Here is a 19,551-nt window from a genome sequence, read left to right on the forward strand (position 1 = left end):
TTAGAAAATATTATTTCGCAATTTTTGCCAGTAGTTCTTCTTTCGAAAGATTTACTGATTCTGCATCACGGCGACCTTTATATTCAAAAGTACCTGCATCCAGACCTTTTTCACCAATCACAATGCGATGTGGAATACCAGTCAATTCAAGATCAGAGAATTTCACACCTGGACGCTCGTTACGGTCATCAAGCAATACGTCAAAACCAGCAGCTTGCAGTTCTGCATATAAGCTTTCAGCTGCTTCTAAAGTGCGAGGTGATTTATGCGCATTCATTGGCACAATTGCCACTTCAAATGGAGCGATCGCAGCCGGCCAGATGATACCTTTTTCATCGTAATTCTGTTCAATTGCAGATGCTACGACACGTGTCACACCGATACCATAACAACCCATGGTTACAGTGAATGGTTTGCCATCTTCACCTAAGACTTTACAGCCTAAAGCTTCAGAGTATTTTTTGCCTAACTGGAAGATATGACCTACTTCGATACCACGTTTGATTTGAAGTGTACCTTTACCATCTGGAGAAGGATCGCCTTCAACCACATTACGCAGGTCATAAACTTCGCTAAACTGCGCATCACGTTCCCAGTTCACGCCAGTTGAGTGCTTGTCTGCTTCGTTTGCACCTGCAACAAAGTCAGAAAGTACAGAAGCAGCACGGTCAACAATCACTGTTAGGCCTTTCTCTACTAAACCTTGCGGACCTACAAAACCAGCAGTCAAACCTAGTTCAGCAAGTTGAGCTTCAGTAGCAAAAGCCAAAGGCGCAGCAATTTTTGGATGCTTTTCGGCTTTAATTTCATTCAGTTCATGATCACCACGAAGGAACAGGGCAACGACAGGAGCTGCTTTACCTTCTTCAGCTGCAACGCCTTGAACCAGTAATGCCTTCACTGAATGTGCAGGGTCAGTGCCAAGGAAGCTTGATACATCAGCAATCGTTTTTTGATTTGGGGTATCAACCACTTTCAGTTCTTGAGTTGGAGCAGCACGATCGCCCACCAGAATCGCTTCAGCCATTTCGATGTTAGCCGCATAATCAGATTCAGTTGAGAAGGCGATATCATCTTCACCACTTGAAGCCAAGACGTGGAATTCGTGTGAACCTGAGCCACCAATTGAACCGGTATCCGCTTGTACTGGACGGAAATCCAGACCTAAACGGGTAAAGATCTTGCAGTACGCTTCGTACATTTTGTCGTAAGTTTCTTGCAGAGATTCCTGATCCGCATGGAAAGAATAGGCATCTTTCATGATGAATTCACGTGAGCGCATTACGCCAAAACGAGGACGAATTTCGTCACGGAACTTGGTTTGAACCTGGTAGAAGTTTGCAGGCAGTTGTTTGTAACTTTTTAGCTCATTACGTGCCAGATCAGTGATCACTTCTTCATGTGTTGGGCCAAGCACAAAGTCATTGGTATGACGATCTTTAAAACGTAATAGTTCAGGACCGTATTGCACATAACGACCAGATTCTTCCCAAAGAGAAGCTGGTTGGGTCACAGGCATCAAGACTTCGAGTGAACCCGCGTTATTCATCTCTTCGCGAACGATCGCTGCAACTTTATTTAATACGCGAACGCCCATCGGCAGCCAGGTGTACAAACCTGAAGCCAACTTACGAATCATACCGGCACGAAGCATCAGCTGATGTGAAATAACTTCAGCATCGTTCGGGGTTTCTCTCAACGTTGCAAATAAAAAGCGACTCGCGCGCATGGAAACTGTCCTAAAAAAATTAAGCGTTAAAGCAGAGATTATACAATAAAAAATGAGGTGAACATTCGTGAATGTCACCTCATTGTGATGGTTTAAATTATGCCATGATTTTACGGGCTTGGCGCAGCATAAAATTCTTAAAGTCATCCAGGTAAGTGAAAATCACTGGAACCACGACCAATGTCAGCAGGGTGGAGGTAATTACCCCGCCGATCACGGCATGTGCCATCGGTGCACTTTGTTCACCACCTTCACCTAAGCCCAGAGCGAGCGGCACCATTCCCATGACCATGGCACTGGTGGTCATCAGAATTGGACGTAAACGGGTTTTGCCGGCATTCAGAATCGCATCATAACGGGCTTCACCCCGATCCATGGCTTTCTTGATGAAGTCGATAAGCAGAATCGCATTTTTGGTCACCAGGCCCATCAGCATAATAATACCGATAATTGAAAACAGGTTCATGGTCGAATTAAACAGGAATAGCGCCAGGAATACACCAATTAATGACAAGGGTAATGAAGCCATAATGGCAGCAGGGTGAATAAAGCTGTTGAACTGTGAACCCAATACGATATAAATAAATACAATCGACAGGGTAATCGCAGTGAGCGCATAACCTGCGGATTCTGCCATGTCTGCATTGGCGCCTTGGGTATCAAAACTATAACCCGGCGGCATGTCGAAACTATCCTGAAGTCTGCTAATGTCAGTACCGATGTCACCTGCAGGGCGTCCAGAGGTATTTGCTTCAACCAGCACCTCACGCGCCAGATCTCGACGATTAATCTGAGAAGCTCCCAGTTTTTCTTCAAAATTCGCGACGCTAGAAAGCGGGATCAAAATCGGCTGATTATTGCCATCCATTTTAGATGAAGTGATATACATATTTTGCAGATCACTTGGCAAGGTACGTCGGTCTTCGGTCAGGCGTAAGTTAACATCATAAGTTTCACCTTTTTCATCCTGCCAGGTGGTGACATCATCGCCGGCAATCAGTGGGCGAACCACATTGGCAATTTGATTGACTGACAAACCAAGATCACTGGCCAGAACGCGATTGATCTGTACACCTAAGGTCGGTTTTGGCTCTTTCAGTGAGGATTCAAGATCGACAATGCCATCAATTTTAGCCATCTCGACCATAAAGCGATCGGAAATCTTCTGTAGTTCATTCAAATCAGGGCCTTTGATTGAAATCATAATCGGCTTTTGGCCACCCGATACGGTTTCATCCGCGGAAGCGACTGAGGTAATGGTAATGCCGCCCACAGATTGTAAACGTTGACGGAATTCATTATTGAGATCATTCAAGCTTTTCTCGCGTTCAGTCCGCGGAGTCACAGTGACACGTAAGCTGACATGGTTTTTACCGCGATCGGTCACACCATTAATTACGCCGTAAGTTGCACGTACATCAGGATGCTGACGTACAATTTTATCGACCTGCTGCAGTTTGGCTTGTGAATATTCCAGTGAAGCATCGACTGGAGTTTCAAACTTGATCCGGATTTCACCCTTATCCGGGACAGGTACGAACTCGGTACCAATCAGTTTCGACAGGGCTAGAGCGCCAAACAAAGACGCCACTGCAATTACAATAGTAATGAATCTAAAGCGTAAAGCTAGTTTCAATAGCTTTTCATAGACATGACTTAAATTGTCTAATTTGCCTGAAATCCAGTTAAAGAAACGTTTAATTCGACCTGGCTTTTTATTGGGATCTTTTTTCTTTTCTGCCCAATGCGCAGATAGCATTGGATCTAGAGTGAAGCTAACAAACATGGAAATCAGAACGGCGGTACTCACCGTTACACCGAACTGATAGAAGAAACGGCCAATGATTCCGCCCATAAAGGCAACAGGCAAGAATACCGCGACAATGGTCAGTGTTGTTGCCAGAACGGCAAGGCCAATTTCTTTGGTGCCGTCCAGCGCGGCAGTGACATGGTCTTTACCCATATCGGTATGCCGTACGATATTTTCCCGTACTACAATTGCATCATCAATCAGCAAACCGATACTTAAAGACAGGGCCAATAAGGTCATCATATTGATGCTGAAACCAAAAGCCCAGATAAAGGTCAAAGTTCCGAGCAATGCAATCGGTAAAGTGAGGCCAGTAATGACCGTTGAGCGGAAAGAACCTAAAAATAATAGAACAATCAGCACAGCAAGAACCGCACCCTCAATAATGGTACGCGCAACATCACCAATGGTGCCGCGGATACTTTTTGAAGAATCCACCACAACTTTTAAGGTGGTTCCTTGTGGCAATTGGGCTTTAATGCTTTCAAGAGTTTTGTAGGTACTGTCTACTACTTCAATAACATTAGAATCAGAGCTACGCAGAATGTCGACAGCCACTGCAGCCTTGCCATCCAGAAATGCACCAGTTTCAAGTTCTGCCTGACTATCTTCAATTTCTGCGACCTGTTTCAGAAAGATCGGTGCACCATTTTTATTGGCAATGACCAGATCGCCAAAGGCGAGGGGATGCAGGACTTTGGAATTGATCTCAATCACCAGTTCCGAGTTGCCAGATTTTAATGTACCGCCCGGAACTTCGATATTTTCAGATTTCAGAGTATTAATGACGCTATCCACGCCAATGCCAAAAGCTTGCAGTTTCTGTGGTTCAACCTGAATACGAATCTGGCGCTGTGCATCACCGAGCAGGTTGACTGTACCTACACCCGGAACAGTCCGTAGTTGTGGAACAATGCGCTGATCCAGATAGGAGCTTAGTGCTTTTAAGCCCATATTGTCAGATTCAAATACGATCGACATGATTGCATTGGCAGTCGGATCATAACGCTCGACGACTGGCTCCTGAATTTCATCACGGAATTCAGCGGTGACTGAAGCAATTTTGTCACGGACATCCTGTGCTGCCGTGGTTGAAGGCACTTCCAGATTGAATTCGGCCGTAATCATCGACAGGCCTTCACTGGATTGTGAAATCACCTGTTTTAAACCGGAAATAGTATTGATCTGGTCTTCGAGTTTTTTGGTAATTTCCGATTCAACAGTTTCTGGAGAAGCACCTGGATAATTCGTATAAATTACGACAAAGGGGAAATCGACATCCGGAAATTCTTCCACACCCATGCGCTGCCAGGAAGCCAGTCCAAGTACCATCAAACAGAACATCATCATAATAGTGAAGACGGGATACTTCACACTAATTCGGGTAAACCACATATTAATGATCCTGTCTGATTAGTTGGAACGCACTGTCACTGGCTTGTTGAGATCTGCCTCGGTAAATGGAATGCGACTGACCTGATCACCTGTTTCCAGACCCTGGATCACTGCAGTATTCTGGTTATAGCGCTGTTCCAGAACCTGAACATTCACTTTAATAATTTTGTTCTGGCGAATAACCCAGACATAAGGTTTATTCTGGATATCCTGAATGGTATCGAGGGGAATAATCTGACCAGAAACTTGTTGAGAACTCAGAATATTGCCTTCAACAAAAGAGCCAATACTTAAAGAGGGAATACTTTCATTTGGTCTGGCGAAGAATTCAATCTGGCGACTAGCCTGATCAGCAATTGGAGATACCCGGCTAATAGCAGCGGTAAATGTGTTTGGATTGCCCTGAATCTGGTATTCAATTTTGCTACCTAAACGCAGACTGGACTGCATCTCACTCGGGACACGGGCCTGAATTTCCAGTTGATTTGGATTTACGATTTCAAACAGGGTTTGTCCGATCGCCACGGTTTGACCGGGCTCAACCTGACGCTGGGTGATCACGCCACTAATCGGGCTGGTGATAATGCCATCACGATCGGCTTTTACGGCAATATCGACATTGGCTTGCTGTGCGCGGACATTTTCAACCTGGGCCTGATAGTCAACCTGACTTTGCTCATATTCAACTTTAGAAATAAAGCCTTGGTCGAGCAGGCGCTTTTTGCGCTGCATCATGTTACGCGCCTGATTGGCCTGTGCCTGGGTAGATGCCAGATTGGCACGGGCCTGAGCCAGACGTGCGGCATTGTCCTGATTATTTAAGCGAACCAGTACCTGACCTTTAGCTACATTGTCACCGACCTGAGCATTAACACTGGTGGCAGTGGCCGAAACCTGCGCTTGAATACTGCTTTGGTTGACTGCGCGAATAGTGCCGGTAAATGCGGATTTCTGGATTGAAGTACCTGTTTTTACAGCTACCAGATCCTGAAGAATTAGTTCAATTGTTTTGGGACTTTCGGCTTGCGGTGTAGATTCATTTTTATTGCAGCCGCTTAGAAAAAGACTTAAGCAAAGTGCACTCACCATCAATACAGAGCGCGAAGAAGGGGTCTTTGAAATATGAAAATGCTGTGCAAATGGCATATTAATCCTTTTCACTTGTGGTCGTTTAAAGCAACAACAAGTTATTTGTGTTTATTCAAGTGCTTTTAAACGGGCAATAATTCTGTCGTATTCCGCTTCCATATTTCGATAGCGAGTTTGTAAAGATTGAATATTTTCTTTTTGAGAAATCAGGTTTTTCTGGTTGTTTTCAAGGTTGGCTTTCAAAGATGCCGGGGGATTATTGCCTTTACGTAAATATTCACGTTCTTGGCGTAAAAACATAACCCGGTCTTGCTGCAACTGTTTCATCTGCTCTTGCTGAAAGGCAATCTGTTTTTTAAGTTGGCTCAGACTTTCATTCTTTTTTTGTAGAGCAACATGGCTATTGGTATAGGCACGTTTCAGTTTCTGGTCTTCTGCAATGCGCTGAGCCTGCTGGGCACGTTGCGGCGCCTGTTTAATATCTTTATCGACATTATAAGGACGTGCACGTTTAATGACCTGCATATTCTGGTCAAGTGCCTCATATCCATAGCGGATATGGTTGGGGGTAACGTTAGTGCTGATATTGGCCACACCTTTATTATCATAATAGCGGTACCAGGTGGCTTTTGGTGGCTGGTTAGTTGAGGCATAAGAAATGGTGACCTGAAGAAAAAGTGTCACTGCAAATATGAATCGGCCAGTCATTTTATTTTTATCAATGAAAGCAAGTTTTTCTGAAAACTGACTCATCATTGGCTCCCCAATTGAAAGTTGACTAAATTACTTATTTTAAAGTAATAATAATGCTATATTAGACTCAAATTCACGAATTAAAAACTACCATCAGTCAAAAAAAAAGCAATGACAAAATAAAAATGTGAAATGGTTAATGAAAATCCGCCATTTATGCACACTTGTGTAGAAAATGTTCATTGATAATACAAGTGGATTTGTGTTAAAAATGTTTATCGATCGTAATAAAATAATCCTATGAGCCTTATGGCGCATCGTTTCTAAAATGGGAAGGGTCAAAATGGACGATAAATTCCAAAATCTAAAAGTTATGGTCATTGATGACTCAAAGACCATTCGTCGTACAGCAGAAACTCTTCTACAGCGCGAAGGATATGAAGTCGTGACTGCGGTAGATGGTTTTGAAGCTTTGTCAAAAATCGCAGAAACCAATCCGGATATCGTATTTGTAGACATCATGATGCCTCGTCTAGATGGTTATCAAACTTGTGCATTGATTAAAAATTCTCAAAATTATCAGAATATTCCTGTGATTATGCTTTCGAGTAAAGATGGCTTATTTGATCAGGCCAAAGGTCGTGTTGTTGGTTCGGACGAATACTTGACTAAACCTTTCAGTAAAGATGAATTGCTTAACGCAATCCGTAACCATATTAGTGCTTAATAATTGATTTTTTAGGGGAATTGGCATGGCGCGTATCTTAATCGTAGATGACTCACCGACAGAAACATTCCGTTTTAGAGAGATTCTTTCTAAACATGGCTTTGAGGTGATTGAAGCATCCAATGGTGCAGATGGGGTAACCATGGCTCAGGCTGAGTTGCCAGATCTGGTATTGATGGATGTGGTCATGCCAGGCGTGAATGGCTTCCAGGCAACACGTCAAATTGCACGTGGTGCAACCACCAAGCATATTCCGATTGTGATTGTAAGTACCAAAGATCAGGCCACTGACCGCGTTTGGGGTAAACGTCAGGGCGCCGCAGATTATCTTACAAAACCGGTAGATGAAAAACAGTTGATTGAAGTGATTAAGCACCACCTCAACGCAGGATAAGCTCTATGGCAGCAAATGGATTTATCGAATTGCTTCGCATTGCGAAACGGGGAAATAAAAACTACGTTTCTAATGAAAATGAAGTCAACCGATGGTCAGGCATTGCTTTTGAGATGATGGGGCAATATTTTGTTGCCCCGCTGGGGGAAGTATCCGAAGTGATCTATCCTCCAAAATATACGCCAGTTCCTAATACTCAATCATGGGTTTTAGGGTTGGCCAATATTCGGGGAAGGTTATTATCAGTTTCTGATTTGACTCAATATGTATCAGGACAGAGTAGCCAGTTTTCACCGACTCAAAAAGTATTATGTATTCACCATAATGACCAATATGTCGGTTTGGTTGTTGATCAAGTTTTGGGTATACAACATTTTAATAAGAAAAGTTTTTTTTCTAAAACAACTGAATTGGATAATAACTTACAAGAATACTGTCAGGGATTTTTCCACCAGCATAACCAGCAATGGCATGTGTTCTTATTCAGTCGTCTGTTGCAAAATCCAAAATTTATGAACGCATCTATAAAATTTATAAATTAAACGTCGCGCACGAAAGTAATAAAGACGTAAATCGGGGAGAGGCTGCATGGGCTTTAAACTTAAAAAGAAAAATACAGGTGAAGGTAGCCGCAAAAGTGGCAATACTTTTTTATCCAAGATTCAATCACAAACAGATCAGTTGTCACGTGTATTTGGTGATAGTGAAAAGTCTAAACCGTTTATTTATGGTGCAGCCGGCTGTCTGTTAGCGGCAACCATCACTTTATTGTATCTTTTCTACAGTGTGCCACGTGCCAACCAGCTGACACAAAGTCTGGGTGATTTACGTCTGCTTTCACAAACCATTTCACGTCAGGCAACTGAAGCAACGGCTTCTGGTACACCTGAGGCGATGAAAAATCTGACAGATTCTCAAAAAGCTTTTGCTGAAAACCTTGAGACTGTAAAAAATATCCATTCCAATAATGAAGCGCTGCAAGCAGTAGATAAACAGTGGACAGAAGTATCTTCTAGTATTGACCTGATTGCATCGCAACAAAAAATCATTAACCAGTTATATGACACCAACATTGCGATTGGTGAAGCGATCCCGGGAATTCAGGCCGAATATAACTTGATGGTCGACCAGATGGCGCGTCAAGACATGCCGTCTAACCAGGTGGTCATTGCGAAAAACCAGGTATTTATTGCGGAACGTATTTTACGTTCGATCAGCTTGGTATTGACCGGTAACGACGGTTCACGTGAATCAGCGGACGACTTCAGTGCCGATACCGAAACTTTCGGTTCATACTTAAATGCACAGTTAAACGGTTCTGCTGAACTGGGTGTACAACGTATTACTGATCCAAACCTGCGCGAGTCTCTTGAAGGCATTAAAGCAGAATATGATGATGTACTTGAATCAGCATCTGCGACAATCCTGAAAAACTCTGCGCAAATCGTAAAAGTACGTCAGGCATCTGCGTCAATTTTCTCGCAATCGGATGCCCTGCTCGATAACCTAAACAAACTGTCTGGTAACTCTGGTCTGAAAACAATCGTTCCAGCGGTACTGTTAATTCTGTTATTGATCGGCTTCCTACTCTGTGTATTCCGCCTGTTAACCCTACGTGGTGCATCGGATAAACAGCGTGTAACCCGTCTTCAAGAAGAATATGACCGTAACCAGAATGCGATTTTACGTTTACTAGACGAGATTGCCGACCTTGCGGATGGTGACTTACGTTCATATGCAACAGTATCGGAAGACTTTACCGGTGCGATCGCCGACTCGATTAACTTCGCGATCGACCAGTTGCGTGACTTGGTATCTCGTATTACCGAAACTTCTCAGGAAGTTGCGCAATATACAGCGACAACTCAAAGCATTACCAACCAGTTAGCTGAAGCATCTGAACACCAGGCACAAGAGATTGCGGGTGCATCTGCTGCGATTAACGAAATGGCAATGTCCATTGACCAGGTATCTGCCAACGCGGAAGAATCTGCAGTCGTTGCGGAACGTTCAGTACAAATTGCTGCAAATGGTGCAGACGTTGTACACCGTTCTATTGAAGGTATGGATACGATTCGTGAACAGATTCAGGAAACCTCTAAACGTATTAAACGTCTGGGTGAATCTTCACAAGAAATTGGTAACATCGTAGCCCTGATTAACGATATTGCCGACCAAACCAACATCTTGGCATTGAACGCAGCGATTCAGGCGTCGATGGCGGGTGAAGCTGGTCGTGGTTTCGCCGTGGTAGCGGATGAGGTCCAGCGTCTTGCGGAACGTTCTGCCTCTGCAACCAAACAGATTGAAGGCTTGGTAAAAACCATTCAAACGGATACCAACGAAGCCGTAATTTCAATGGAACAAACCACAGCCGAAGTTGTACGTGGTGCGAACCTGTCTAAAGACGCTGGTGTGGCACTGGATGAGATTCAAACGGTATCGAATAACCTGGCAAAACTGATTGCGAACATTTCCGATGCTGCGAAACTTCAGTCTGCATCTGCGGGTCATATTGCGACCACGATGAATGTCGTACAGGAAATTACTTCACAAACTACGAGTGCAACCTTCGATACAGCACGTTCGGTATCTGAATTGGCGAACATGGCCGATGCATTACGTGAATCTGTATCTGACTTTAAACTACCAGAATAAAGTCAGAAAGTATGAGGGGAGTGTGCCTTAACCTAGGTTGAGGCACATTCAGAAATACAGATAAAGCCTCGACAAGATGGACTTGACTACATAAGGTTAGGTCTCGCGTGACGGTCACAATTAAGTTTGAGCGCCCTTCTTGGCGGCACAACGTAAGAAGCATTAGCTATGAAAGAAATATTAAAAAATTTAGTTGAAACGACAACGCTTCCTGAAGACAGTTATCTTGATCAAGATGCAGAAATTCTTGAAATTTTTGTCGAGGAAATCGAAGAGATTTTCGTTGAGTTAAATGCTTTATTTCCAGAATGGTTGAGTGATCCGGCTCATCAGGAAAACCTGAAAACCATTCGCCGCCATTTTCATACCCTGAAAGGTTCAGGCCGTATGGTGGGGGCTAAATCTGCGGGTGAAATTGCTTGGGCAGTGGAAGATACCTTAAATCGGGTACTTTCAGGCTCAATCCAGTTAACGCCTACAATTCAACAGTATGCCAAAGCTGTACTGAATATTTACCAGTTTATTTTATATCCAAAATTCAAACAGGTGCAGGAACTCGATGTTGACCTACGCCCAGTCGTGCTTTTAGGTCAGCAATTACAACAACAAATAACACCTGAACCGGCTTTAGAAGAACTCTTGCAACTAGCAGACAGTCTGACTGCCGAGGGTCAGATCACAGGTCTTGAGCTAGGTGATTCGGCTGAAGATCAAGATACAACTGCAGCAATAGAAATAAGCACAACAGAATTTGAGCTTGAAGAAGCTGATAGTGAAGATGCTGCACGTAGTGATGTAGAAGAAACCGTGGCGATCTTTATCGAGGAAGCGGAAGAGCATCTCGAAACGATTGCCAAGTTCCTGCGTAGCGAAAATGAAAAAGTGCAGGATTATAATGCATTGATTCGTGCTATTCATACTTTGCGCGGCAGTTCGTCCATGGCACAGATCGAAGAAATCTTCGAGGCCAGCTCTAAAGTAGAACATCTGTTTAAAACACTGCTTCAGGATGAAATTGCATCCACCTCAAAAGAAACTGCTGTATTAATTCAGTATGCTGAATTTGTCAGCGACTATCTGCATTTGTTACGTCAGGGTGATAGCAGCAAACTGGCAGCAGTGTATGCGACTTTTGAGCGTGTCTGGAATGATTATGGCTTCGCAGCCACTGAAACGGAAACAGTTGAAACCCAAGGTCTGGTGACCAAGCTGGTTGAACTGGAGATTGACCTGTTGCTGGATGCCGAATTTGAATTCGATAAACGGGCTAAAGTCGATTATCCGGAATATATTCAGGCTTTAAGCGAGCAGGCTGCCGAGCTGCTTGCACATACAGATAACCGTGCCGCACTGGGTATTCATGAGTTTACGACAGATTTAAAATCTGCTTATGATGCCTTGCTGGAAAAACCGGTACTGCTGAATAGTGATTATGCTTATGAGCTGTTTGCCCAGGCACATCAGGAATTCATTCATTTATTCGATACCCTGGCAGCAGGCCAGCGTGTCATTCTGAATGATGATACGCAAAAAACCTTGAGTGAACTGGCTGCATTTGTACAGCAGGACCTGGAAATCTTTGCTGAAGACAATGTTCCTGCTGAACAAGTATCAGAAGAAATTTCTATTCCTGAAGCTGCAACCACAGCCAGCATTGACTTCGCTGCTTTAAGCCAGCGTATTGCCTCTGACCGCCAATACATCGACAGCGCAGAAACTCAGCGTGATTTCGATGAGGATCTACTGAATATCTTCCTGGAAGAAGCGGATGAATTACTGGTAGGTATTGATGAAGATCTGAATACCTGGAGTAAAAAGCAGGATGATACGACTTCACTGAATAACCTGATGCGTCACTTGCACACCTTAAAAGGTGGTGCAAACATGATTACCGCTTCTCATATCGGTTCGATTTCGCACGAACTAGAAAGTATTTATGAGCGAATCATCCGTCAGCAGATCGCTGTTACTCCAGCGCTGATTCAAATCATTCGTCTGGTGCAAGATAACGTTTCTGACCGTATCCAGTCGATCCGTGATGAAGGTATCGATTATCCGGCTGTTGAAGCAATTTCGATTCTGCAAAATATTCAGGCATTGGTGGCTGGTCAAGCTGTTGCAGCTCCGGTAGAAACATCGATTCCTGTTGTCGAATTTGAATATGCAGAAGCTAGTGCTGATTCCGAACAAACAGCGGATGAAGCATCGGAAGAGATTGCATTAGAAGATACAAGTTCAGATCTAGAACCGGCCCTAAACTTAGAAGATGAACAAGTTGAGCTGACTGAAACAGAAACTTTGACTGAGCCAGTTGAAATTGTAGCAGAAGAGCGCTCTGAAGAAGATGAACTGAAGTCAATTGTTGAAGAGACTTTCCTTGAAGAGTCAGAAGAGATTCTCGACAATACTGAAAAACTGCTGAACCAATGGTTTGATCAGCGTAGTGACCGTAGCTTATTGCTTCAATTACAACGTGCTGCCCACAGTATCAAGGGTGGTGCGCGCATGGTTGAAAACGAAAAGGTGGCCAGCATTGCGTATGAACTGGAAACCACTTTCGAGCAGTTTGCGGTATATCACTTTAACTCGAATGCTTATGATGGCTTGCTGCAAAAAACACTGGCCTGGTTAAGACAAGCGATCTTCCAGCGTGACTATAGCAATTTTGAACAGATCCAAAGCAGCCTGAAAAAGATTGCGTATGTGGATGTTACTGCGCAGCTGCCAGAACGTCTGGCTAAAACAGAAACGCTGGTCACAGAAAATAGCTTCGAGTTTGTCGAAGGTGATGGTACTGAGCCACCACGTATGATGGGTGAGTGGATCGATACCGGTAATACCGATACCAGCCATGAGATGATCCGTATCTCTGCTGATCTGGTTGAGAAGATGATCGACCTGTCAGGCGAGAATGCAATTAACCGTTCGCGTATCGAGATGGACTTAGGCCAACTTGGCAATACCCTGAACGAAATGGAACTGGCAATCAAACGTCTGGCGGACCAGTTGCGCCGAATGGAAGGTGAGCTGGAATCACAGATTATTGCCAAACACGGTTCAGAAAACTCGCGTTATGCAGACTTTGACCCGCTGGAAATGGACCAATATTCGTCCCTGAACCAGTTGTCCAAGTCGCTAGCGGAATCTGCTTCGGACTTGGTTGACTTCAAGAGCACCTTATCCGACAAGATTCGTGAAACTGAAGGTTTGTTATTGCAACAATCACGGATTCAGGCCGAGATTCAGGAAAGCCTGATGCGTACCCGTCTGGTACCGTTTGACCGGATGTTGCCACGTTTACAGCGTATCGTACGTCAGACTTCTACGACCTTGAACCGTCCAGCCGAACTGATTATTCAGAATAGTGAAGGTGAATTAGACCGTAATATTCTGGAGCGTCTGGTAACGCCATTCGAGCATATGCTGCGTAATGCGATTGACCATGGTTTGGAAGATACAGCAGATCGTATTGCCTTGAACAAACCGGAAGTCGGTTCAATCCTGTTAAATATCAGCCGTCAGGGTACAGATGTCATCGTCTCATTTAGTGATGATGGTAAAGGTATTGATGCTGAGAAGATTCGTGAAAAAGCACTCAGCCAAGGCCTGATCAAAGAAGATCAGACACTGGATTCGGAAGAGCTACTGCAATTCATTTTCCACCCAGGCTTCAGTACTGCTAAATCTGTAACCCAGATTTCAGGTCGTGGTGTGGGTCTGGATGTAGTACAAAGCGAGATCAAGTCTCTGGGTGGTCACGTATCTGTCAGCTCTGAAGTTGGCAAAGGCACAACCTTCACCATTCGCGTACCGACGACTGTAGCGGTCAGCGATGCCTTGATGGTAAAAGTGGGCGATCAGCAATACGCCGTTTCTCTGGCGCAAATCGACCGTATTGTACGTATTGCACCATCTACTCTGGAAACTTACTTCAACAGTAAAGACGATTTCTTCAAGATTGATGGCGTCAATTACAAATTGCGTTACCTGTCTGAGTTCGTATCGAATCAGCCAATTCCTCGTCTGAACAACGTAGCGCATTCACTGCCAGTATTGCTGATTAAAGGCAACAGTGGTCAAACCATTGCCTTACTTGTGGATCAGTTAGTAGGTTCACGTGCACAGATCGTGGTGAAACCAATCGGCCATCAGTTCGCCAATATTGGTGTAGTCACTGGTGCGACGATTCTTGGTGATGGTCAGGTTTGTCTGATTCTGGATGGTCAGAATATTGCCCGTCAGATCCATGGTACGCAGCGTGTGAAACACATGCAGGATCAACGCGATGGTTCACGTTCTGGCAATGCTCGCCGTCTGGTAATGATCGTGGATGACTCGGTGACTGTACGTAAGGTGACCTCGCGTCTACTTGAGCGTCAGGGCTATGATATAGTCACCGCCAAAGATGGTGTAGATGCGATTGAGCAGCTTGAAAATGTCCGTCCGGATCTGATGCTGCTGGATATTGAAATGCCGCGTATGGATGGTTTTGAGGTCACGAACCTGGTTCGTCACCACGATATTCACCGTGAACTGCCAATCATCATGATTACTTCACGTACTGGTGAAAAACACCGTGAACGTGCTTTCAGTCTGGGCGTAACCCACTACATGGGCAAACCGTTCCAGGAAGCTGAATTACTGGCGAATATTCAACAGTTAATTGCTGAAAAACAGGGGTCATAAATGAGTCAGAATACGACTAATGCCAAAATGGCTGATCAGATAAGTCAGCAGGAACTTCAGCATTTAATTACGGTATCTACCGGATTTATTGATGCTTATATTATTGACTGTCACGGCAAAGATCCAATGCTGTTACCACAAAATATTGTCCTGTCTGCACTGGATAGTGATACCCAGGTTAAAGTGGTTGAGTGGCATGATGCGCAATTACCGGTTTATGCAGTTAATGATCCTACACGTAAAAGTGGTGTGGCGCTGGTGATTGAAGGAGATGAGGTGCATCAGCGTTTTGCCCTGATGTGTAATGAAATGCCGAAAACCATTCGTCTGCGTATTTCTGAAGTCGTCGATGCTGATCAGCAAGTGACTGACCCCGCAGTATTCCAGTATGTGCGTATGGGGGATCAGTTATTTCACATCCCGCAAATGGGTTATATTCAGTCTTCAATTGGCTTGTAATTCATTACAAAGCACATAAAAAAAGGAACTCTTCTGAGTTCCTTTTTTTACATCTGGTGATTAATTGGCTAACAGGTTCACCAGAATCTGCTCATAAATTTCAGCCAGTGGTTCAAGGTCTGCAATATCGACATGCTCATTAATTTGATGGATTGTGGCATTCAGTACACCGAGTTCTAGGACTTGTGCACCGGTAGGCGCAATAAAACGACCATCTGAGGTGCCGCCTGAAGTTGATAATTCAGTTTCAGTACCAGTCACAGTTAAAATGGCATCTTTAGCGGCATTCACCAGCTCACCTACTGGTGTCAGGAATGGCAGGCCAGATAAAGTCCATGAAATATCATAGTCCACACCATGACGATCCAGAATTTCAAGCATACGTGCTTTTAGTTCTTCAGCAGTCACTTCAGTTGAATAACGCCAGTTGCAGAGCAGGTTCATCGTACCTGGAACAACGTTGGTTGCACCGGTACCGGCATTGATATTTGAAATCTGGAAAGACGTCGCAGGGAAGTATTCATTGCCATTATCCCAGACTGTTTCGCAGAGTTCGGCAATGGCTTTAGATGCTGTATGAATTGGATTCACTGCAAGATGCGGATAAGCTACATGACCTTGTTTGCCTTTTACAGTCAAGTTGGCATTCAATGAACCACGACGGCCATTTTTGACAATATCACCCAGTTTGTTGGTACTTGATGGTTCACCTACCAGACACCAGGTAATTTTCTCGTTACGGGCTTCCAGAGTTTCAATCACTTTTACCGTACCATTGATCGATGGACCTTCTTCATCTGAAGTGATCAGATAGGCAATTGAACCTTTATGATTCGGATATTTTTCGACAAAACGTTCAGTGGCTACAACCATCGCAGCCAAGGCGGTTTTCATGTCGGCACTACCACGGCCATATAGCTTGCCGTCACGAATTTCTGGCGCAAATGGGTCAGAGTTCCAGGCATCCAGGTTGCCGGTTGGCACAACATCGGTATGGCCAGCAAAACAGAAAACCGGGCCTTCAGTACCTTTACGCGCCCAAATATTATCAACATCTTCAAAGCGCATTGATTCAATATTGAAACCCACCTTCTTCAAACGTTCTGCCATGATATTCTGGCAGTCATGATCAATAGGGGTCACAGAAGGCTGACGTAATAATTGCAGGCTTAAATCAAGAGTCGCGGAAGATGTCATACGATGGATTCATAAGTCGATAAATTTGTCGGCTCTATGATAGGCGAATATGGCCTGTAATGTGAATGTTCTGCATAAAAAAACCCTATCTGAGATAGGGTTTGTGGAGAAGCTAGAAAGAGTTTAGTTTTGACGGATTTCTTCAGAAGTTTTTTCTGCAGTGCCTGTTACAGCTTCGCCTGCTTTAGAAACGTCTTTACCCACACCTTTGACAGTGTTACAGCCAGTTAAAACAAAAGCCATTACCAATGAAGCAGCAAGAATTTTTTTCATCATCATCTCCGTATTATCGATAATAAAATTATTATGATGTGGAACTAAGATTAGAAAATATACGACATAAAAAATATGTGGTTTTCATAGTGCTTCGGTTAATAAATGTAATGTTTTAAAAGGGTTTATGCGCAGGAAAGGGTAGTAGAAGCGGGCTGCGATACATATAAAAATCCTCTTGATCAGCCTTTTTATAAAGTCCATTTGTCCACCAATAGGGACTTGAACTGCTGATCTGCGCATTAGGATAAATCCATTCATGACGTTGTAAACGATAGAAGTTAGCCGCTGGGTCGGGAATCTGCTGACCCCATAAGCCTATGCGACGTTGGGTATTGACCCAGTCAGGTAAGGTCTGATCTGCACGATGTACTGGAAGATAAAGCTGGCCTTTTAACATGCAGAAACGCTGCTCAATCTGCTGATCCAGAGCCTCATCAAACTGAAACTGTTTCTGGGTAAAATGCTTCATTTTACGGATTAAAGTATCGGTGCGGTTTAGGCCATACCAGTTTGGCAGGCTAAAATCGGCTTCTGCGAGGTAGTATTTCAGCGCCACTTCCCAATGTTCAGTCAGACCAGCCTCTGTATTGAATAACAGAAAATCCAGTTCACCCAGTGTTTTAGCGCCGTCAATTTTCTGAATGCTATGACCTAAAAGCTTATAAGGATGATAGGCATCATCCAGCAGCCAGAACCAGACAAGCATTTCAAAGCGCAAACCCAGCCGGGTGCTTTTAAGCTGCTGCACGAATTGCTCCAGCTCTTCTGGATGCCGGTCCAGATATTTCAGACGTGGATGATAATTTTGCAGGTGATGTTGCCAAGTCTCAGAATCATGTAAGTCAAAAGCATGGACGACTTCAAGTTCGTCTGGAATTTGAGACAGAAGGTTTGGACTACCGACAGCAAATGCCAGTTGCCGCACCAAAGGATGCTGATAATATTGCCATGCTTCTACAAGATGATGATTTAGACTGGAAAAGGGCATAGCACATCCTGTGAAAAGTGCACAAATACAACGGACAGATTTTAAAAACACTTTATACTACCCCTAATTTTGTGGGTAGGACCGATTTATGAAAATATTGTTTTGGCGAAGCCTGGTCGTACTATTTGTCGTACTGGGTTTTATCGGCGCAATCTTGCCCGGCATGCCAACTACAGTATTTTTAATTCTGGCGGCTTGGGCGGCATCCAAAGGCTGGCCACAGATGGATGCATGGCTGCTGAATCATCCAAAATATGGTCCGACTTTAAGAGCCTGGCGTGCCAATGGTACTGTGCCACGCAAGGCCAAATGGCTGGCCAGTATCATGATGTTCATCAGTGGCATTATCATGTTATTTACGACAGCACCGCTGGCAGTCAAAATCTTTACTGATGTGACCATGCTGATTGTGGCGATCTGGTTATGGCGTCGACCCGAACCAGTTCAGGACATAATCCATCCAGAACACATGGCCACAAAGAAAGTAGAACTAGAAACTATCAAGACAGAGAAAGAGAAGTCATGAGCCATTTGCAGCTGGATCAGGCAGAAATCCTGATTGATCTCGCCCAACAAAAACTATATTTGCCAAAATATAATAAGCAGTACCTGATTTCTACGGGTAAGAATGGCATAGGTGAAGCAGAAAATAGTGGCAAGACGCCTCGTGGATGGCATAAAGTCGCTGAAAAGTTTGGCCAGCAGACACCTTTAAATAGTGTGTTTATTGCCCGTCAAGCGACAGGTGAAATTTATAATGCAGAACTGGCACAGCAATTCCCGCAGCGAGACTGGATTCTCAGCCGGATCTTATGGCTAAGTGGGCTTGAAGAAGGTTTTAACCAGGGCGAGGGTTGTGATACTTACCAACGTTATATCTATATTCATGGTACGCCTGATTCTGAGCCGATGGGTATTGCAATGTCACATGGCTGTATCCGCATGCGGAATACGGATGTGGCCGAGCTGTTTGAACTGGTGAATGAAGATGCACTGGTCTATATTTCAGAACAGCCTTTGAATCTGACTGTTTAAATGACTTAAATGACATAAGAAAATTTGTGGATGATTTAAAATTAATTGAAATATCTTCTATTTAAATAAGGGAAAGTAGATGAGGTCATCGATCATCTATGTACTCTACTTTTATAGACAAATAGAGTTAGAAACAGGATTTATAGCCCGCCAATAAAAGTCATCGATTTGTTTTTAGAGGGCTGCAAGCTCTTAAAATAAAGATTACAGGATCACAACGTTGCAGTGAGTTGGGCTTTGTATAATCTTTCAGCAATACTGAAGTCTGTTGCATGTTCTGGTCTCAATTTTCATGAGTAAAACCGTAAAAATCCGGCTTTTAGTTTCACAGAGTATCTTTAAAAAATCGGTATAGACTTAAAAAATAAACAAAAAGTGTTGTTTTTTTTAACAATCAACCTATTTTTTAATCACT

The 19,551-nt window shown here is 43.8% G+C and carries 15 protein-coding genes; 8 read left to right on the plus strand and 7 right to left on the minus strand.

The window, feature by feature from the left end; translation table 11 throughout:
- Positions 1-10 precede the first annotated feature (10 nt).
- From FTV18_RS03480 to FTV18_RS03495, 4 genes are all read right to left on the minus strand, one after another.
- Entirely contained in the window at positions 11-1,729 is a 1,719-nt protein-coding gene (locus tag FTV18_RS03480) for a proline--tRNA ligase (protein ID WP_180011990.1), read from the minus strand.
- A 97-nt stretch (positions 1,730-1,826) separates the two neighbouring features.
- Positions 1,827-4,934 carry an efflux RND transporter permease subunit gene (locus FTV18_RS03485; protein ID WP_180016892.1) on the minus strand — a complete coding sequence of 1,036 codons (3,108 nt, stop codon included), beginning with the start codon at positions 4,932-4,934 and terminating at the stop codon, positions 1,827-1,829.
- An 18-nt stretch (positions 4,935-4,952) separates the two neighbouring features.
- Positions 4,953-6,080, minus strand: coding sequence for an efflux RND transporter periplasmic adaptor subunit (locus FTV18_RS03490; protein ID WP_166139290.1), 1,128 nt, complete (start codon positions 6,078-6,080; stop codon positions 4,953-4,955).
- A 51-nt stretch (positions 6,081-6,131) separates the two neighbouring features.
- Complete coding sequence (locus FTV18_RS03495) at positions 6,132-6,776, minus strand: hypothetical protein (protein ID WP_159123370.1); 645 nt, start codon at positions 6,774-6,776, stop codon at positions 6,132-6,134.
- Positions 6,777-7,059: 283 nt separating this feature from the next.
- Here FTV18_RS03495 and pilG point away from each other — a divergent pair, with 283 nt between their 5' ends.
- From pilG to FTV18_RS03525, 6 genes are all read left to right on the plus strand, one after another.
- On the plus strand, positions 7,060-7,443 hold the full coding sequence (gene pilG / locus FTV18_RS03500) for a twitching motility response regulator PilG (protein WP_180011986.1): 384 nt from the start codon (positions 7,060-7,062) through the stop codon (positions 7,441-7,443).
- A gap of 25 nt (positions 7,444-7,468) precedes the next feature.
- Positions 7,469-7,837 (plus strand): response regulator, encoded by a 369-nt coding sequence (locus FTV18_RS03505; RefSeq protein WP_004784985.1) that lies wholly within the window; start codon positions 7,469-7,471, stop codon positions 7,835-7,837.
- A 5-nt stretch (positions 7,838-7,842) separates the two neighbouring features.
- Positions 7,843-8,379 (plus strand): chemotaxis protein CheW, encoded by a 537-nt coding sequence (locus tag FTV18_RS03510; protein ID WP_159123371.1) that lies wholly within the window; start codon positions 7,843-7,845, stop codon positions 8,377-8,379.
- Between the two features lie 46 nt (positions 8,380-8,425).
- A complete protein-coding gene (locus FTV18_RS03515; RefSeq protein ID WP_004784982.1) occupies positions 8,426-10,495 on the plus strand; it encodes a methyl-accepting chemotaxis protein in 2,070 nt (689 codons plus the stop codon).
- Positions 10,496-10,663: 168 nt separating this feature from the next.
- On the plus strand, positions 10,664-15,181 hold the full coding sequence (locus tag FTV18_RS03520; RefSeq protein WP_180011984.1) for an Hpt domain-containing protein: 4,518 nt from the start codon (positions 10,664-10,666) through the stop codon (positions 15,179-15,181).
- On the plus strand, positions 15,182-15,640 hold the full coding sequence (locus FTV18_RS03525; RefSeq protein WP_004784978.1) for a hypothetical protein: 459 nt from the start codon (positions 15,182-15,184) through the stop codon (positions 15,638-15,640).
- Between the two features lie 60 nt (positions 15,641-15,700).
- On the opposite strand, the gene dapE is transcribed toward FTV18_RS03525, so the two are convergent.
- The 3 genes from dapE to FTV18_RS03540 form a co-directional block, all read right to left on the minus strand.
- Positions 15,701-16,837 (minus strand): succinyl-diaminopimelate desuccinylase, encoded by a 1,137-nt coding sequence (gene dapE / locus FTV18_RS03530; RefSeq protein ID WP_004784977.1) that lies wholly within the window; start codon positions 16,835-16,837, stop codon positions 15,701-15,703.
- Positions 16,838-16,960: 123 nt separating this feature from the next.
- The gene (locus tag FTV18_RS03535; protein ID WP_004784975.1) at positions 16,961-17,110 is read right to left on the minus strand and encodes an entericidin A/B family lipoprotein; all 150 of its coding nucleotides are present in this window, start codon (positions 17,108-17,110) and stop codon (positions 16,961-16,963) included.
- Positions 17,111-17,225: 115 nt separating this feature from the next.
- Entirely contained in the window at positions 17,226-18,101 is an 876-nt protein-coding gene (locus tag FTV18_RS03540) for a DUF1853 family protein (RefSeq protein ID WP_004784973.1), read from the minus strand.
- Positions 18,102-18,189: 88 nt separating this feature from the next.
- Here FTV18_RS03540 and FTV18_RS03545 point away from each other — a divergent pair, with 88 nt between their 5' ends.
- Both FTV18_RS03545 and elsL read left to right on the plus strand, forming a co-directional pair.
- Positions 18,190-18,627 carry a YbaN family protein gene (locus FTV18_RS03545; protein ID WP_125278257.1) on the plus strand — a complete coding sequence of 146 codons (438 nt, stop codon included), beginning with the start codon at positions 18,190-18,192 and terminating at the stop codon, positions 18,625-18,627.
- Positions 18,624-19,136 carry a cell wall-recycling L,D-carboxypeptidase ElsL gene (gene elsL / locus FTV18_RS03550; RefSeq protein ID WP_159123377.1) on the plus strand — a complete coding sequence of 171 codons (513 nt, stop codon included), beginning with the start codon at positions 18,624-18,626 and terminating at the stop codon, positions 19,134-19,136. The genes FTV18_RS03545 and elsL overlap by 4 nt, the downstream gene beginning before the upstream one ends.
- Positions 19,137-19,551: the final 415 nt, after the last annotated feature.

The organism is Acinetobacter sp. YH12241 (genome assembly GCF_013417535.1).
GTDB lineage: Bacteria > Pseudomonadota > Gammaproteobacteria > Pseudomonadales > Moraxellaceae > Acinetobacter.

What these genes read in the sequence shown, in the direction of transcription:
- FTV18_RS03480 (WP_180011990.1), bottom strand. Translation starts at nt 1,729, where the DNA reads ATGCGCGCGAGTCGCTTTTTATTTGCAACGTTGAGAGAAACCCCGAAC.
- FTV18_RS03485 (WP_180016892.1), bottom strand. Translation starts at nt 4,934, where the DNA reads ATGTGGTTTACCCGAATTAGTGTGAAGTATCCCGTCTTCACTATTATG.
- FTV18_RS03490 (WP_166139290.1), bottom strand. Translation starts at nt 6,080, where the DNA reads ATGCCATTTGCACAGCATTTTCATATTTCAAAGACCCCTTCTTCGCGC.
- FTV18_RS03495 (WP_159123370.1), bottom strand. Translation starts at nt 6,776, where the DNA reads ATGAGTCAGTTTTCAGAAAAACTTGCTTTCATTGATAAAAATAAAATG.
- pilG (WP_180011986.1), top strand. Translation starts at nt 7,060, where the DNA reads ATGGACGATAAATTCCAAAATCTAAAAGTTATGGTCATTGATGACTCA.
- FTV18_RS03505 (WP_004784985.1), top strand. Translation starts at nt 7,469, where the DNA reads ATGGCGCGTATCTTAATCGTAGATGACTCACCGACAGAAACATTCCGT.
- FTV18_RS03510 (WP_159123371.1), top strand. Translation starts at nt 7,843, where the DNA reads ATGGCAGCAAATGGATTTATCGAATTGCTTCGCATTGCGAAACGGGGA.
- FTV18_RS03515 (WP_004784982.1), top strand. Translation starts at nt 8,426, where the DNA reads ATGGGCTTTAAACTTAAAAAGAAAAATACAGGTGAAGGTAGCCGCAAA.
- FTV18_RS03520 (WP_180011984.1), top strand. Translation starts at nt 10,664, where the DNA reads ATGAAAGAAATATTAAAAAATTTAGTTGAAACGACAACGCTTCCTGAA.
- FTV18_RS03525 (WP_004784978.1), top strand. Translation starts at nt 15,182, where the DNA reads ATGAGTCAGAATACGACTAATGCCAAAATGGCTGATCAGATAAGTCAG.
- dapE (WP_004784977.1), bottom strand. Translation starts at nt 16,837, where the DNA reads ATGACATCTTCCGCGACTCTTGATTTAAGCCTGCAATTATTACGTCAG.
- FTV18_RS03535 (WP_004784975.1), bottom strand. Translation starts at nt 17,110, where the DNA reads ATGAAAAAAATTCTTGCTGCTTCATTGGTAATGGCTTTTGTTTTAACT.
- FTV18_RS03540 (WP_004784973.1), bottom strand. Translation starts at nt 18,101, where the DNA reads ATGCCCTTTTCCAGTCTAAATCATCATCTTGTAGAAGCATGGCAATAT.
- FTV18_RS03545 (WP_125278257.1), top strand. Translation starts at nt 18,190, where the DNA reads ATGAAAATATTGTTTTGGCGAAGCCTGGTCGTACTATTTGTCGTACTG.
- elsL (WP_159123377.1), top strand. Translation starts at nt 18,624, where the DNA reads ATGAGCCATTTGCAGCTGGATCAGGCAGAAATCCTGATTGATCTCGCC.